The following is a 12,801-nucleotide window of genomic DNA, read 5'->3' as shown; positions in this document are numbered from 1 at the left end:
CAGCATCTGTTATATGAAAACTTTATGCTTTTATTCACGTGATCTCAAACCAACAGGTATTAGGGTGATTTTTGAAAACATTCAGAAGAAGTTCCCTAGTGTTGATATACCAATGATTGACAATATAGATGAAGCGATGAATTACGATATCATATTGCCTTATGGTTTGTTGGAACCTATTGATGTAATGAAAAGAGATAAATCGAAGTGCCAATTATCGTTAATGGTAGATGCTATTTCGCTTATTGACTTGTCACAATACCACTATTTCAAAGGGAAAAAAATATTGTCGTTCAAAGACAGAAACATTGATTATCTAAGGTATATTCAAGATCGTTTCTTGGAGAAACTTGTCTTTAATCGATATAAAAGGGTTATGCTTGTGTCATATAGTGATAAGAGTTATTTCGACAGAATAATTGGAAAGAATGCATCCAACAAAATAATGGTAATACAAAATGGTGTAAATCTTCCTTCAGTAAGCAAAGCTGAGAGAATCAAAGATGGGAAGATAATCCTTGGTTTTTTGTCTAGCTGGAACAGTGGAATTGTTGGACGTGAAAAGCGATGTTTTTTAGAGTATGTATGGAAAAATGTAGTAAAAATGAACCCCAATATAGAACTCAGGATATGTGGTAGAGGTATGAACCAGTTTCAAAAAGACTACTTTGGCAAATATGAAAATATAAAGTGTATAGGCGAAGTAAAGGACTTGAAAGAGTACTTTGACCAAATTGACATCAATCTTATGATTATGCCAAAACACGCAGGCATTCTTAATAAGATGCTTGATGGATTTGCCTATAAATGTCCTACAATTGGAGAACCTCACAACTTCTGGGCATTTAAAGATATACCAGATTGTTTTTATACATATACAGATGCAGAAAGTCTGATAAAGGCAATAGACGAGATCATTTCAAAGCCTGAAGAAGCTAGTATGAAAGTTGATTTGTTATATAATTATGTTAAAGAATATCATAATTGGGATGAAAACTACAATTCTTTAAAAAACTACATATTGGAGTTATTAAGAGACTAAGTTTGTAGAAAATAATATAGTTTAATTAAGTTAAACATTATGACTTTGAGTAGAATTATAGCAGCAATTATTGCGAGAACTTGTACATGGATGCCAGATGAAATTTATCTTAAGATTCGTTATAGGTTAATTATGGGTAGGAAGTTGCATCTTGATAATCCACAGACTTTTAATGAAAAAATTAACTGGCTTAAAATTAATTATCGCAATCCTATCCTTACTTCTTTAGTGGATAAGGCAGAAATTAAAAGTGTTATAAAAGATGTCATAGGTGAGAAATATCTTATTCCTACACTTGGTGTATGGGATAAATTTGAAGATATAGACTTTTACACTCTTCCACAACAGTTCGTGTTGAAAAGTGTTAATGGAGGGGGTGGCTCAGGTGTGTTTATCTGTGAAGATAAGTCGCAAATAAACATAGAATTAGTAAGAAGGAGACTTGAAAATTCTGCACGTACAAATTGGAAAATCAACAGGGAGTGGGCATATTACGATGTTAAGCCAAGATTCATTGCAGAGAAGTTTATGAAAAACTATGATGGTAGCGAATTGGTTGATTACAAAATTATGTTTTTCAATGGTGAACCTAAAGTGATGTTTTATGCCACAGAAAGATTTGTTGGAAAAGATACCTTAAAATTCGATTGGTACGACATGAATCTCAAGCATCTTCCAATCACATCCAAAGGTTTTGGAAATAAAAATCAGGTAATATCATATTTCAAGCAGTGGGATGAAATGAAAGAAGTTGGCTCAAAACTAGCCAAACATTTCAATCTACCTAATGTCAGAGTTGACTTTTATTTGATAAATGGTCAGGTCTATTTGGGTGAAATGACATTTTATCACGATGCTGGTTTTGTTCCCCTTGAACCAGAAGAATGGGAGTACAAAATTGGTAGTATGATGAAATTACCTACAAAATATAAGTAGCATGAAAGTTTTAGTAGCTTGTGATGAGGATGTTTGTTTCTTTGGACAGGAATATTACGTTCGCGATTTTTGTAATACATTAGTTCGACGTTACCTTATGACTTTTGATCAAGTCAGATTGGTGGTACGTTGCTCCAAAGTTTTTGATAAGAAACAATTAGGAAAGAATAACATAAAGGTCTCTGATTCTCGTATTGAAATATGGCCAATAACAAACTTCAGTGGTCCAAAACAGTATGCTAAGGTATATTTTGAGGTAAAGAGACAACTTCGTGGAGTTTGCAATGGATGTAACTTAGGTATATTCCGTATTCCTGGCACAACAGGTCAGGTCGTGTGCAATATTGCACAGAAGAAAGGTCTGCCTTATGCTGCAGAACTCGTTTTCGACTGTGTAGATGAAATTAAGTCGAATCCTTCATTTCTCCAAAGGGCTCTTTGGAGAATATTGCATCGACAGATGATTGTAGCTTGTAATAAAGCGATCGGACTAGCACCAGTTACGAAATGTTATTTACAATCGCATTATTGGTCAAATCTGCCTGATGCTATAAATTCTTCTTATTCATCTATTGAGTTGCCTAATGACTTCTTCTATAGATCACGTAGTTTCCCTCAAAAGGATTATCTTGACATTGTTCATGTCTCAAATCAAGTTTATTTCAATAGTCGAAAAGGACATAACGACTTGATTTTTGCTCTTGTAGAACTGAAGAAAAAAGGCATTCTAGTACGAGTTACATTTGTTGGCGAAGATTATCATGATGGCATAGCTAAACTTACCAAAATGGCAGAAAAGTTAGGTGTGGCTGATCTGATTAAGTTCACAGGGTTTATGAATTACAGCAATATGAGAGAAGTTCTACGTAAAGCTGATATTGCTGTATTCCCAACAAAGGCTGAAGGACTGCCACGTGTCGTTATAGAGGCAATGGCAATGGGATTACCTTGTCTTACTACTCGTGTCTCAGGAAATCCAGAGTTGATTGAGGATAAATTCCTGTTCGATTATGGAGATGTGAATGCAATAGTGAGAATTGTCACTCTGCTGTATTGTGACCCAAATTTATATTGTGGGACAAGTGTCCGCAACTTCAATTGTAGTAAGGAATTTAAGAAGGAAATTTTAGACAAAAAACGCAAGGATTTCTACGATCAGTTGAGATTAAAGATTGAAAATGAAAAAATAAAATAATTTTTTAGTAAAAGATATGAATTATTTGGTAGTAGTTGCTCATCCTGATGATGAAGTATTGGGATGTGGTGCAACGATAAAGAAATTGACTTCACAAGGTCACAATGTTGATATTTGTATTATGTGTACGGAAGCGAAGGTTCGTGCTTTTCGTCCAGAAGATAACGAGTTGAATGACGACCTTGATACAAGTGCTAGAATACTTGATATTAGGAATAAATACAAGGGAACTTTCCCTAATATCGAAATGAACAATTCAACTCATTTGTCATTAGTCCAGTTTATTGAGCAAGCGATTGTGGCAAGTAACTGTGACGTGATAATTACTCATCATCCTGCAGACACGAATAATGATCACATGCACACAAGTATGGCTTGTCAGGCTGCAATAAGGTTGTTCCAGCGTCGTGTTGAGGTTAAACCATTGAAGGAGTTTTGGTTTATGGAAGTTCTTTCGTCCACAGAATGGTCTGTTAACACAAGTATGAACAGATTCCAGCCGAATACGTTTGTTGAGGTAGGGAGAGATAATGTAAATGTTAAGATTGCTGCTTTGGCGGCTTATCGTGGAGTAATGAGACCATATCCTCATCCTCGTTCAGAGGAAGCTATAAAAAGTTTGGCTGCATATCGTGGAGCACAGAGCGGAACAAACTATGCGGAAGCATTTGAGGTTGTCTTAAAAAGAATCTAATTGTTCTCTTTATATTCATCGTTACCGTTTATTTTTGTACACTTTTCAACTTCATAACTTTCAAACTAGATAAATCAAATAATGTACAGACATTTTTTTAAACGATTCTTTGATATATTGTTATCTCTGATTGCAATAGTAATATTGTCACCGCTTTATCTCATCATTATTGTTTGTGTGAGGATATGGATGGGAAATCCGATACTATTCTCACAAGAGAGGATTGGTAAGGGGGAGAAGATATTCAAGATGTATAAGTTTCGCTCGATGACTAATTCGAAAGATGGGAGTGGCAATCTTCTCAGTGAACAGCAGCGACTGAACAAGTTCGGAATCATGTTGCGTTCTACATCATTGGATGAGTTGCCGGAATTGTTCTCAATACTTATGGGTAATATGTCGATAGTGGGTCCGAGACCACTGAGAGCTTGTGACTTACCATACTTCAAAGAAAACGAAAGGGTGAGACATAGAGTTCGTGGTGGTTTGATACCCCCTGATGGATTATCGTTAGAGCCAATCACAACATATGAAAAACAGTTTGAATATGAGGTTGATTATGTCAATAACATTTCGTTGTGGTTAGATTTGAAGGTGGTATTCTATACACTCATTATACTCTTCAAACGTGTAAATGAAAATTATGGTATTGACGAGCGTCCACATTTGAAGGAATACAGAATAAAACAGGGATTTGAAGTAAAATAATTAATAAATATGACCAAAGAAAAAATAAATGAACTGGTAGCTAAGTATGGCTCACCGCTTTATGTGTTTCAGAAGGAAGAGTTTGTGAAGAACTATCTCCATTTTGAGGAGTGTTTTAAGAATTTGTATCCTAAGTATCAGTTGGCTTACTCTTACAAGACGAATTATACACCTGTCATTTGTGAGATTGTTAAACAACTAGGTGGTTATGCCGAAGTAGTTTCAGACATGGAATATAACGTGGCAAAACGATTGGGTTATAATAACGAGAAAATCATTTACAATGGTCCTTATAAGACTGAGCTTAGTATTGAGCATCTGCTTGCTGGTGGCATTCTTAATATTGACAACATAGAGGAAGTGAAAAAAGTTTGTACAATTGCAGAAGCACATGCTGAGAAACAGCTGAAGGTAGGAATTCGTGTTAACATTAATATTGGTCAGCACTTCATTTCCCGCTTCGGCATTGATAGCGATAGCTCAGACCTTGATCTTGCTTTCTATTTGCTAAAAGAAAATGGTGTGAAGGTAGAAGGTCTTCACTGCCATATCGGTCAGTCTCGTACCATTCAAGCATGGAAGAATAGAGCTAAAGTTATGCTGACCCTTGCTGATAAGTACTTTCAGCCAGAACCACCGAAGTATCTAAATTTGGGAAGCGGAATGTTTGCTGTAATGAAACCTTCGCTTGCTGAGCAATTTGGTAACAATATTCCATCTTTTGAGCAATATGCTGCTGCGGTAGCCATTCCATTTGCTGAACACTATGCTTCGTTGCCAGAAGAAAAGAAGCCTATTCTTTTTACAGAACCAGGTACAACAATCATTAACAGCTATATTGACTTTGTCGGACGTGTTGACAATATCAAGCGTATCAAAGGTCAGGATATTGTGGTGATGGATTGCAGTAAACACATGATTGGGGACATTTGTCAGATGAAGCAGTTACCAATAGACGTTATATGTTGCTCAGAAGAACGGATAGAATTGAATAATGCAAACTTTGTAGGTTATACTTGCTTAGAGCATGATGTGATGTATACTGCCTATAACGGTAAACTAGGAGTTGGCGACTATGTGGTATTTGCTAATGTGGGAGGTTACTCCAACAACTCTAAACCACCATTCATTGCTCCAAACTGTGCAATGTGTGAGCTTGATGAGAATGGGAACAGCCGTGTAATCAAGCGCAGAGAAGAATTTGACGATGTATTCACCACTTATGTTTTCTAAATTATGAGGGATTTGACTATACTTACGACTGCGTCTGGTGCGCAGTTCATGCCAGGTCTTGCAGCTTGTCTGCATAATAACGGGGAACGAAAGGTGAAGGTGATTGGTGTGGATATGAAGAGTGATGAGACACTTTTACAGATGGTAGATGAATATTTCTTGGTTCCTCCAGCCTCTGATCCTCACTATGTGGATGCTCTGATTGAAATATGTAAGAACGAGAATGTTGATGTGTTGATGCCTTTCATGTCGAATGAATTGGAAGAGTTACAGAGAAGACGTAATGAGTTTAAAGCTGTCGGTACTGTGCTTTCTGTTTCTGATGGTGATGCTATCTCAATATCAAATAACAAGTTGTCACTCTATGAGTTCATGGCTGTTCGCGGATTTAGAACTCCGAAGTATTGTCCAGTTAGAAACCTTGAGGAGTTTGAAAAGGCATTTGAATATATTGGTTATCCTCAGAAAGCGGTTTGCTTGAAAGCGACAGAGAGTAGTGGTAGTCGTGGTATCAGAATTGTTGATCCGACTAAGTCGAAGTTCGACCTTCTTTTCTATGAGAAACCCAACTCTTTCTTCATCTCATACGATGAGTTGAGGGGTATTTTGTCAGAGAAGCCTTCATTTCCTGAAATGATGGCGATGGAGTATCTGCCTGGCGAGGAATATTCGGTTGATCTATTGGCTGACAGAGGTAAGATTCTATATATGGCTGGTCGTGAAAGCAACGTAAATCTTGCAAGTATACCACAGGTAGCTACATTGAAAAAAAACGACGAAGCATACGAGATAGCAGAGAAAGTAATCGGTGCATTGGCATTGGATGGTAATGCTGACTTGGATTTTAAGTTTGACGAAAATGGTCATCCTGTCTTGATGGAGATTAATCCTCGTATTGCTGCTACTATGCAGATATTCAAAGAAGGTGGTCTGAACCTGCCTTATCTTCGTGTCAAGCAACTTATTGGAGAAGAACTGCCAGTAGTCAATATTGAATATGGTATTAAGATGCACAGAAGATACTTGGAAATGTTTGCTAAAGCATAAAAGAATGAGAAAAGTACTTGTAATTGGTGATGATAGCTATATTGGGTGTAAAATCAAAGCATGGCTTGATGCATTTCCTTCCGAATATGATGTTGATATAATCTCATCCAGAGAAAACAAATGGAAAGAGGCGGATTACACTAAGTATACAACTGTAGTAAATACTGCCGGTCTTGCTCATATAGGTAATATAACAGAAAATATGAAACCTCTGTTTTATGCCATTAATCGTGACTTACCGATTAATATTGGAAAAACCTGCAAAGAGAATGGTGTGAAGCATTTCATTCATTTTAGTTCAATGAATGTCTATGGCGATTGTTGTGATGACTTGAAGATTCGTGAGATTGAAAATCCGACCAGTTTTTACGGTGACAGCAAGTATCAAGGTGACTTGGGACTGAAGAAGCTGGAAAATGAACACTTTAAGATTTCATACGTCCGTCCGCCGTTTGTTTATGGCAAGGGTTGCAAGGGTAACTACAACACCGTTGTGAAACTTGCTTTGAAAGTGCCTTTCTTCCCTTGCTATCACAATAAGAAGAGTATGATATATATTGACAACCTCTGCGAGTTTATTCGCAAGGTGATAGACAAGGAGTTGAACGGTGTGCTGACTCCGCAGAACAAAGAATTGGTTTCGACTTGCGATATTATTCATGAGATAGCCAAGGTGCATGGCAGGAAGTTACCAACTCCAAGCATCTTCAATCCGTTTATCTGGATAGCAGTGAAACTATCAAAGAAGGTACGTAGAGGATTGGGAAATGACAACTACACCCTAGTACTATCGGACTACTTTAACTATGACTATTGCATAGTGAGCTTTGAAAAATCAATTAAGAACACCGAATCATAACATAATAAGATATTAATGAAACAAAGACTATGGTTGGTTTCGGAACTGTTTCCACCTGAAGAAACATCGACTGGTTACATTATGGGGGAGATAGCAAATGCGATGACCAAGAAGTATGATGTGACAGTTGTGTGCGGTCCGGCTGTATATGACAAGAATAAGAAACAGGTTGCCAACAACAAATTTATTTTGGACGATGGCATCAAGTTAATCAGAGTAGAAGGTATAGAGGAAGACAAGAATTGTAAATTGTCGAGAATAAAGAAGTTTGTACTGATGAGTTATCGGCTATACAAAGTGCTGAATAGTTCAGTTCGTAAGGAGGACAAGGTGCTGATGGTAAGCAATCCTTTTCCCATGATAGTACTTGGAGCCTGGTTGAGAAGACGTAGAAAGTTTCATTTGACGATGTTGGTGCATGATGTTTTTCCAGAAGGACTTTATACAGATATGAATCTGCCTTTGGTAGCTTACAGGATAATGGGGTGTATTTTCAATAGAGCTTACGCAACTGTTGACACAATGATAAGTCTTGGACGGGACATGACGGAGGTGATGCAGAATAAGGTCCTAGGATTTAAGTCTGCTCAGAAGCAGAAAGTGGTACAGATAGAGAACTGGGGAGATATCGTGTCGATACAACCCCGGAAAACAGATATTGTTACTACTGATAAGATTGTCATCGAATATGCTGGTAATGTAGGTAAAGCTCAGGGCGTGAGCGAGTTTATTAAAATTCTAGAGGAAACAGGTAATGAGAATTTGCAGTTTAGTATCTGGGGGACAGGGAGTGAATTCGAGAATATCAAGAAATACATTAAAGAGAAACAATTGAAGAATATAATGTTGAATGGAGCTTATTCTCGTTCACAGCAGTATGATGTGCTAAATGCTTGTGATTTAGCTTTGATAAAGCTTGTGGATGGTATGTATGGTCTTGGAGTTCCATCGAAGTCATATAATATCATGGCTGCTGGTAAACCAATACTTTTCATCGGTGACCTGAGAAGTGAGATTGCATTGACCGTCAAGGAAAATGGTTTGGGGTATTGCTTTGATACTCATGATAGAGAAGGTCTTTTGATATTTTTGAAGTCGCTTTCAGTTGCTGAAAAGACAGTGTTGGTTGAGATGGGAATGAAGTCTCGTAAGATTTGCGAAGAGAAATACTCCAAAGAAGTAATTCTAGAAAAGTTTGTTCAAACGCTATAATGGTGAACAATATGGAGAAAAATTTCTTGACTCCGTTGGAATTTGGCGTTGGTTTTAATATCGATGTTAACCTTGACTCTAACATTGAGTGGAATGATGTTAATAAATTGATGAGTGCTCAAATTAGTGGGCTTTAAAATGATGTATATATCTTTGATACGAATTAAAATGTATAGTTGTGAAGCCTTTGAAAGATTTTACATTTAGTATCTAACTGAGGCGGTGGATTATGGAATGTCTCTTCAGACGTTCTAGTTATAGAATAACGTATATTATCATATTTTTAAGTACAAAACCCGCGGAAAAATAGTGGGAACTTGCTCTCCAGCCTGAGGGCAGAACAGGGGCATTTTCTCTCTCAGTGGAAAATGTAATGAAGAGGAATGGTTTTCCTCTCCATATACGGAATAGGTCTCAGAAGCCGAAAAATGGTTGTTGGAGATTTCGTTATGCATATTCCTGGAACTTTCCTTGATTGTGGTCTGTATATAATTTTAAAAGATTAGACAATGCGTGCTTGTACTGTTAGATCAAAAAATAGGGGGGGAATTTTTGTGTGAGCGATATTAATTGTTTCTATTACTTGCTTGACTTTTCGGATATTTACTGTAAAAATCATTTGTTTCTTATGCTATTTGGGCAGTTACATTATGTTCCTTCTGATGGTGAAATTGGTAACATCATGTCGAAAGGTTGCAGTATTCAAACCATTAACAGTGGATGATGTGTGGAGCTATGAGTGAAGAAAAATTATTATTTATCTGATTTCATAAGATAATTCCAGTCGGATTAGTATCTTTGCAAATCAATCAGTGGATGTATTTCTGTATAATAATCGTATTGGCAATAGTGTATGTGTCATTTAAAGAAGATTTACATGAGGAATATCTGAAAATTAAAATGGTATAAAATTATGATTATAGATAATAGCTTATTAGATGAGGTTTCAGAGAAGGCAAAAGCGAGTGAACGGTTGAGAATGAATTTTAATCTTCATGATTCTCTTGATGCGAAAGCTCAACGTTTATTGAATGCATTGGAAATAGGGACTGTACTTCCTATTCATCGTCATCGTAATACGGCAGAGACTTATATGCTTCTTCGAGGAAAAATTCGTGTGATGTTCTATAATGAGATGGGAGCTGAAACGGAATCGTTTTTATTAGATCCTTTGAATGGGAATTATGGTGTTCATATCTCTATCGGACAATGGCACACATTAGAGGTATTAGAGCAGGGTTCGGTAGTTTTTGAAGTAAAAGACGGACCTTATATTCCATTCCAACCGGAAGATATATTGTATTAATAATCGGTCCATCATTATTTTTGTTCCTGTAGGCAGGATTTTATATAGTTTTCAATTTCTAGCGTTGTTAGTGTATAAATGGGTTGGAGTTGTTCAAAAAGGGCATCTCTTGTAAAGTGACTTCCATTAGTAAGCATTGCTAATAAATTCTTGGATTTCAATTTATGACCAGAATATGTTAGTGCCAAAGAAACTAAATCATTAATAAAGACCCCACTTTTTAAAATAGAGTATTAAAATGTAGGACTTGATACATTCCAATTTAGAAGCAGCTTCAAATACTTGCTGTGTGTGGTGCCAGACCTTTCATGACAGTATTTTATTAAGATGGCGAGTTGCCATAGATTTTATATAAGTATCTGGTCTCTTTACCTTAAAATAATACCATGCAAAAAAGCGGTTCAATGTGTAAAGATACTCTTCCTGTGGAACAAGATAATCAAGCCACACTTGCTTTATTTTTTTAAAAGGATATATTAAAAACAGTTGATTGATTTCCTCTAAATCGAGATGTAACAAGGTCTTTTCAATCAATATATCATCTGGGATGTTCTTGATTGAATTTTCATTGAAGGACCAAAAGCAATGTTCTTGCTTTAATTTGGCTAATAATTCAGACTTTACAATATCTATTGCTGCCATATATTATATATTTAGACATATACAAATTTAATTAATTTTTAATAGGTAAGCAAATTTATAAATGAATTTATGCGAATTAAATTTGAAAGTTATAAGATTTTGAGTTGATATCTGGTTTATAATGTATTGAATATGAGAGATATGATAACTTGTTTAAATAAAAAGGCTCCTTGCGGAGCTTTTTTTATTGCCCATCCAAAATAAAAGCTTCACCTTTGCATCGTTGATCAACAAAACGTGAAAAAATAACTTGAATTTAAATCTTAAAAAAAACGTATTATGAGTGTAATTTACAAAATCGTTACGCGACCATCGGATCCGCGTGTTTCTAATTCTCCTAAGAGATTTTATCCGCATTTGGTTACTTTAGGTCAGACTGTTAATTTGAAATTTCTTGCGCAAAAGATGCAGGATCGTTCTTCGCTTTCAGTTGGTGATATCAAAAGTGTCATTCAGAACTTTGTGGATAAGTTGAAGGAACAGTTGCTGGAGGGTAAGTCGGTAAATATCGAAGGTTTAGGAGTGTTTATGCTGACGGCTCGTTCGAAAGGTGCAGATCTGGCGAAGGATATTACTGCCAATAGTGTGGAGAGTGTGCGTATTTTCTTTCAAGCAAATAAAGAATTACGGATCACAAAAGCAGCTAGTCGTGCGGATGAGAAGCTTGACTTGATTAGTTTGGATGATTATCTGAAGAAAATCAATGCGATTGTGACACCGGAAAATCCTGATGGAGGTGAAGGGGGAGATGACAAAGGTGACGGTGATGACAGTGGAGAATCACCGGATCCCACATTGTAAGCTATAAAATGAATTGTTGAATTAAAAATAGAAAAAATCTATGAAGAAAACGTGGAGTGTGGTATTAAAAGTTATTATTGCTGTTGCCGGTGCCATTGCCGGGGTGCTTGGAGTGCAAGCGGCAACTTTGTGATTGTGTAGTTAGCAAATCAATAACTAAATAAAGGTGTAGGCGGGAAAAACTTTCCCGCCTACTTTGTGTTGTAGAAAGAAAAACTTATCTTTGTATAAGGTACACCGACTTATTTAGTCAAATTGCTGAAACGTGATCATTATGATTTACATCGTATGGCACATGAAGAAACTGATGCTGATGTTTTAAATAGTATTGACTCGACTTCACAAAATCCTATTCCAGTAATTTACCAAAGTAGATATCTTACAATTAAGGGGTATGACAGGCGATTTGGTATTATACAAGTGAAGGACGTGTAGATCTTATCTTGCAAACAGATTTGGAGAAATGGATTGTTGAAGAATCCATTATCTCAAATTTCTAAAATATTTCCGTATCTTCCGCATGAGCTTTATGCCCAGCATTACACCATCGAATACTGCCATTCCTGTATTGAATGAACGCATAATTGCGTTTGTTTTATTATTCGCCGGTGGGAGAGGAGAAAATATATTGCGTACAGTGGCTATCATTGCCTGCTTCTGAACTTGGATTTCACCTCGTAACTTTTTTTTGCGTTGGACTATTTCATCTAAAGTCAGTTTTGGGGGGATTTGCGTGCTCATAACTTATTTATTTGAATCGGTTAAAATTAAACCGGCAAGGAAGTTCACCATTGGAGAAATAATGAGTCGCTTGCGGAAAATAATCACAGCGATGATCAGTAAGATGTTAATTCCTGCTATGATGGAAAAACTTATCATTAAGCCGCCAACTATAGGCTCCAGGATATAAGCTAATGCAAAAAGCAGGTAAAACAGAGCCACCATGGCAAGAATAATAAGCACTAAAACCATAATTAAGGTGGATAGAAGTATGGCTAACTTCTCGGTAATCTCTAATTTAGTGTATTCTTTTTGAAGTTCTAGATATTTCTTAAACTCGAAAAACAATTGTTGAAAGTTCTCAATACTTTTATCGTCTGCAAACATGATCGCTCTGTTTTTAATC

The 12,801-nt window shown here is 36.4% G+C and carries 16 protein-coding genes and 2 pseudogenes; 14 read left to right on the top strand and 4 right to left on the bottom strand.

The window, feature by feature from the left end; all coding sequences use genetic code 11:
* Positions 1-13: 13 nt before the first annotated feature.
* The 11 genes from CZ225_RS14375 (at position 14) to CZ225_RS14330 (ending at position 10,232) form a co-directional block, all read left to right on the top strand.
* Positions 14-1,042 (top strand): glycosyltransferase, encoded by a 1,029-nt coding sequence (locus CZ225_RS14375; protein WP_077154577.1) that lies wholly within the window; start codon positions 14-16, stop codon positions 1,040-1,042.
* A 45-nt stretch (positions 1,043-1,087) separates the two neighbouring features.
* Positions 1,088-1,978 carry an ATP-grasp fold amidoligase family protein gene (locus CZ225_RS14370; protein ID WP_394334022.1) on the top strand — a complete coding sequence of 297 codons (891 nt, stop codon included), beginning with the start codon at positions 1,088-1,090 and terminating at the stop codon, positions 1,976-1,978.
* Position 1,979: 1 nt separating this feature from the next.
* The gene (locus CZ225_RS14365; RefSeq protein ID WP_077154575.1) at positions 1,980-3,173 is read left to right on the top strand and encodes a glycosyltransferase family 4 protein; all 1,194 of its coding nucleotides are present in this window, start codon (positions 1,980-1,982) and stop codon (positions 3,171-3,173) included.
* 16 nt (positions 3,174-3,189) lie between these two features.
* Positions 3,190-3,867, top strand: coding sequence for a PIG-L deacetylase family protein (locus CZ225_RS14360; protein ID WP_077154574.1), 678 nt, complete (start codon positions 3,190-3,192; stop codon positions 3,865-3,867).
* 81 nt (positions 3,868-3,948) lie between these two features.
* Positions 3,949-4,575: a sugar transferase gene (locus tag CZ225_RS14355; RefSeq protein ID WP_077154573.1), complete on the top strand. Its 627-nt coding sequence runs from the start codon at positions 3,949-3,951 to the stop codon at positions 4,573-4,575.
* A gap of 9 nt (positions 4,576-4,584) precedes the next feature.
* Entirely contained in the window at positions 4,585-5,808 is a 1,224-nt protein-coding gene (locus tag CZ225_RS14350) for a type III PLP-dependent enzyme domain-containing protein (protein WP_077154572.1), read from the top strand.
* 12 nt (positions 5,809-5,820) lie between these two features.
* A complete protein-coding gene (locus tag CZ225_RS14345) occupies positions 5,821-6,855 on the top strand; it encodes an ATP-grasp domain-containing protein (protein WP_159441775.1) in 1,035 nt (344 codons plus the stop codon).
* 4 nt (positions 6,856-6,859) lie between these two features.
* Positions 6,860-7,714, top strand: a complete 855-nt coding sequence (locus CZ225_RS14340; protein WP_077154570.1) for an NAD-dependent epimerase/dehydratase family protein — start codon at positions 6,860-6,862, stop codon at positions 7,712-7,714.
* Between the two features lie 15 nt (positions 7,715-7,729).
* Positions 7,730-8,926, top strand: coding sequence for a glycosyltransferase family 4 protein (locus CZ225_RS14335; protein WP_077154569.1), 1,197 nt, complete (start codon positions 7,730-7,732; stop codon positions 8,924-8,926).
* An 11-nt stretch (positions 8,927-8,937) separates the two neighbouring features.
* Complete coding sequence (locus CZ225_RS24590) at positions 8,938-9,063, top strand: hypothetical protein (RefSeq protein WP_262483209.1); 126 nt, start codon at positions 8,938-8,940, stop codon at positions 9,061-9,063.
* Between the two features lie 776 nt (positions 9,064-9,839).
* Positions 9,840-10,232 carry a WbuC family cupin fold metalloprotein gene (locus CZ225_RS14330; RefSeq protein ID WP_077154568.1) on the top strand — a complete coding sequence of 131 codons (393 nt, stop codon included), beginning with the start codon at positions 9,840-9,842 and terminating at the stop codon, positions 10,230-10,232.
* Positions 10,233-10,246: 14 nt separating this feature from the next.
* On the opposite strand, the pseudogene CZ225_RS24705 reads toward CZ225_RS14330, so the two are convergent.
* Together CZ225_RS24705 and CZ225_RS14320 are read right to left on the bottom strand one after the other, a co-directional pair.
* Positions 10,247-10,465 (bottom strand): annotated as a pseudogene (locus CZ225_RS24705) (nucleotidyl transferase AbiEii/AbiGii toxin family protein); the annotation flags it as partial.
* A gap of 73 nt (positions 10,466-10,538) precedes the next feature.
* On the bottom strand, positions 10,539-10,874 hold the full coding sequence (locus CZ225_RS14320; RefSeq protein ID WP_077154567.1) for a hypothetical protein: 336 nt from the start codon (positions 10,872-10,874) through the stop codon (positions 10,539-10,541).
* A gap of 279 nt (positions 10,875-11,153) precedes the next feature.
* Between CZ225_RS14320 and CZ225_RS14315 the strand changes: the two genes are divergently transcribed.
* From CZ225_RS14315 to CZ225_RS24385, 3 genes and pseudogenes are all read left to right on the top strand, one after another.
* Positions 11,154-11,675: an HU family DNA-binding protein gene (locus CZ225_RS14315; protein WP_077154566.1), complete on the top strand. Its 522-nt coding sequence runs from the start codon at positions 11,154-11,156 to the stop codon at positions 11,673-11,675.
* 40 nt (positions 11,676-11,715) lie between these two features.
* Positions 11,716-11,808: a smalltalk protein gene (locus CZ225_RS23705; RefSeq protein ID WP_159441774.1), complete on the top strand. Its 93-nt coding sequence runs from the start codon at positions 11,716-11,718 to the stop codon at positions 11,806-11,808.
* A gap of 98 nt (positions 11,809-11,906) precedes the next feature.
* Positions 11,907-12,110 (top strand): annotated as a pseudogene (locus CZ225_RS24385) (AAA family ATPase); the annotation flags it as partial.
* A 48-nt stretch (positions 12,111-12,158) separates the two neighbouring features.
* On the opposite strand, the gene CZ225_RS14305 reads toward CZ225_RS24385, so the two are convergent.
* Both CZ225_RS14305 and CZ225_RS14300 read right to left on the bottom strand, forming a co-directional pair.
* Positions 12,159-12,416, bottom strand: a complete 258-nt coding sequence (locus CZ225_RS14305; RefSeq protein ID WP_077154565.1) for a hypothetical protein — start codon at positions 12,414-12,416, stop codon at positions 12,159-12,161.
* A 3-nt stretch (positions 12,417-12,419) separates the two neighbouring features.
* Positions 12,420-12,782, bottom strand: a complete 363-nt coding sequence (locus CZ225_RS14300; protein ID WP_025075633.1) for a phage holin family protein — start codon at positions 12,780-12,782, stop codon at positions 12,420-12,422.
* Positions 12,783-12,801: the final 19 nt, after the last annotated feature.

This window comes from Bacteroides bouchesdurhonensis (assembly GCF_900155865.1).
In the GTDB taxonomy this organism is placed as follows: Bacteria; Bacteroidota; Bacteroidia; order Bacteroidales; family Bacteroidaceae; genus Bacteroides; species Bacteroides bouchesdurhonensis.
The sequence above is the reverse complement of the archived record's forward strand: the minus strand, read 5'-3'. Positions and strand labels throughout refer to the sequence as shown.

Bases quoted from the DNA above. Each gene is read 5' to 3' on its own strand.
- CZ225_RS14330 (WP_077154568.1), top strand. From the start codon at position 9,840: ATGATTATAGATAATAGCTTATTAGATGAGGTTTCAGAGAAGGCAAAA.
- CZ225_RS14360 (WP_077154574.1), top strand. From the start codon at position 3,190: ATGAATTATTTGGTAGTAGTTGCTCATCCTGATGATGAAGTATTGGGA.
- CZ225_RS14355 (WP_077154573.1), top strand. From the start codon at position 3,949: ATGTACAGACATTTTTTTAAACGATTCTTTGATATATTGTTATCTCTG.
- CZ225_RS14320 (WP_077154567.1), bottom strand. From the start codon at position 10,874: ATGGCAGCAATAGATATTGTAAAGTCTGAATTATTAGCCAAATTAAAG.
- CZ225_RS14315 (WP_077154566.1), top strand. From the start codon at position 11,154: ATGAGTGTAATTTACAAAATCGTTACGCGACCATCGGATCCGCGTGTT.
- CZ225_RS14305 (WP_077154565.1), bottom strand. From the start codon at position 12,416: ATGAGCACGCAAATCCCCCCAAAACTGACTTTAGATGAAATAGTCCAA.
- CZ225_RS24590 (WP_262483209.1), top strand. From the start codon at position 8,938: ATGGAGAAAAATTTCTTGACTCCGTTGGAATTTGGCGTTGGTTTTAAT.
- CZ225_RS14300 (WP_025075633.1), bottom strand. From the start codon at position 12,782: ATGTTTGCAGACGATAAAAGTATTGAGAACTTTCAACAATTGTTTTTC.
- CZ225_RS14335 (WP_077154569.1), top strand. From the start codon at position 7,730: ATGAAACAAAGACTATGGTTGGTTTCGGAACTGTTTCCACCTGAAGAA.
- CZ225_RS23705 (WP_159441774.1), top strand. From the start codon at position 11,716: ATGAAGAAAACGTGGAGTGTGGTATTAAAAGTTATTATTGCTGTTGCC.
- CZ225_RS14350 (WP_077154572.1), top strand. From the start codon at position 4,585: ATGACCAAAGAAAAAATAAATGAACTGGTAGCTAAGTATGGCTCACCG.
- CZ225_RS14365 (WP_077154575.1), top strand. From the start codon at position 1,980: ATGAAAGTTTTAGTAGCTTGTGATGAGGATGTTTGTTTCTTTGGACAG.
- CZ225_RS14375 (WP_077154577.1), top strand. From the start codon at position 14: ATGAAAACTTTATGCTTTTATTCACGTGATCTCAAACCAACAGGTATT.
- CZ225_RS14340 (WP_077154570.1), top strand. From the start codon at position 6,860: ATGAGAAAAGTACTTGTAATTGGTGATGATAGCTATATTGGGTGTAAA.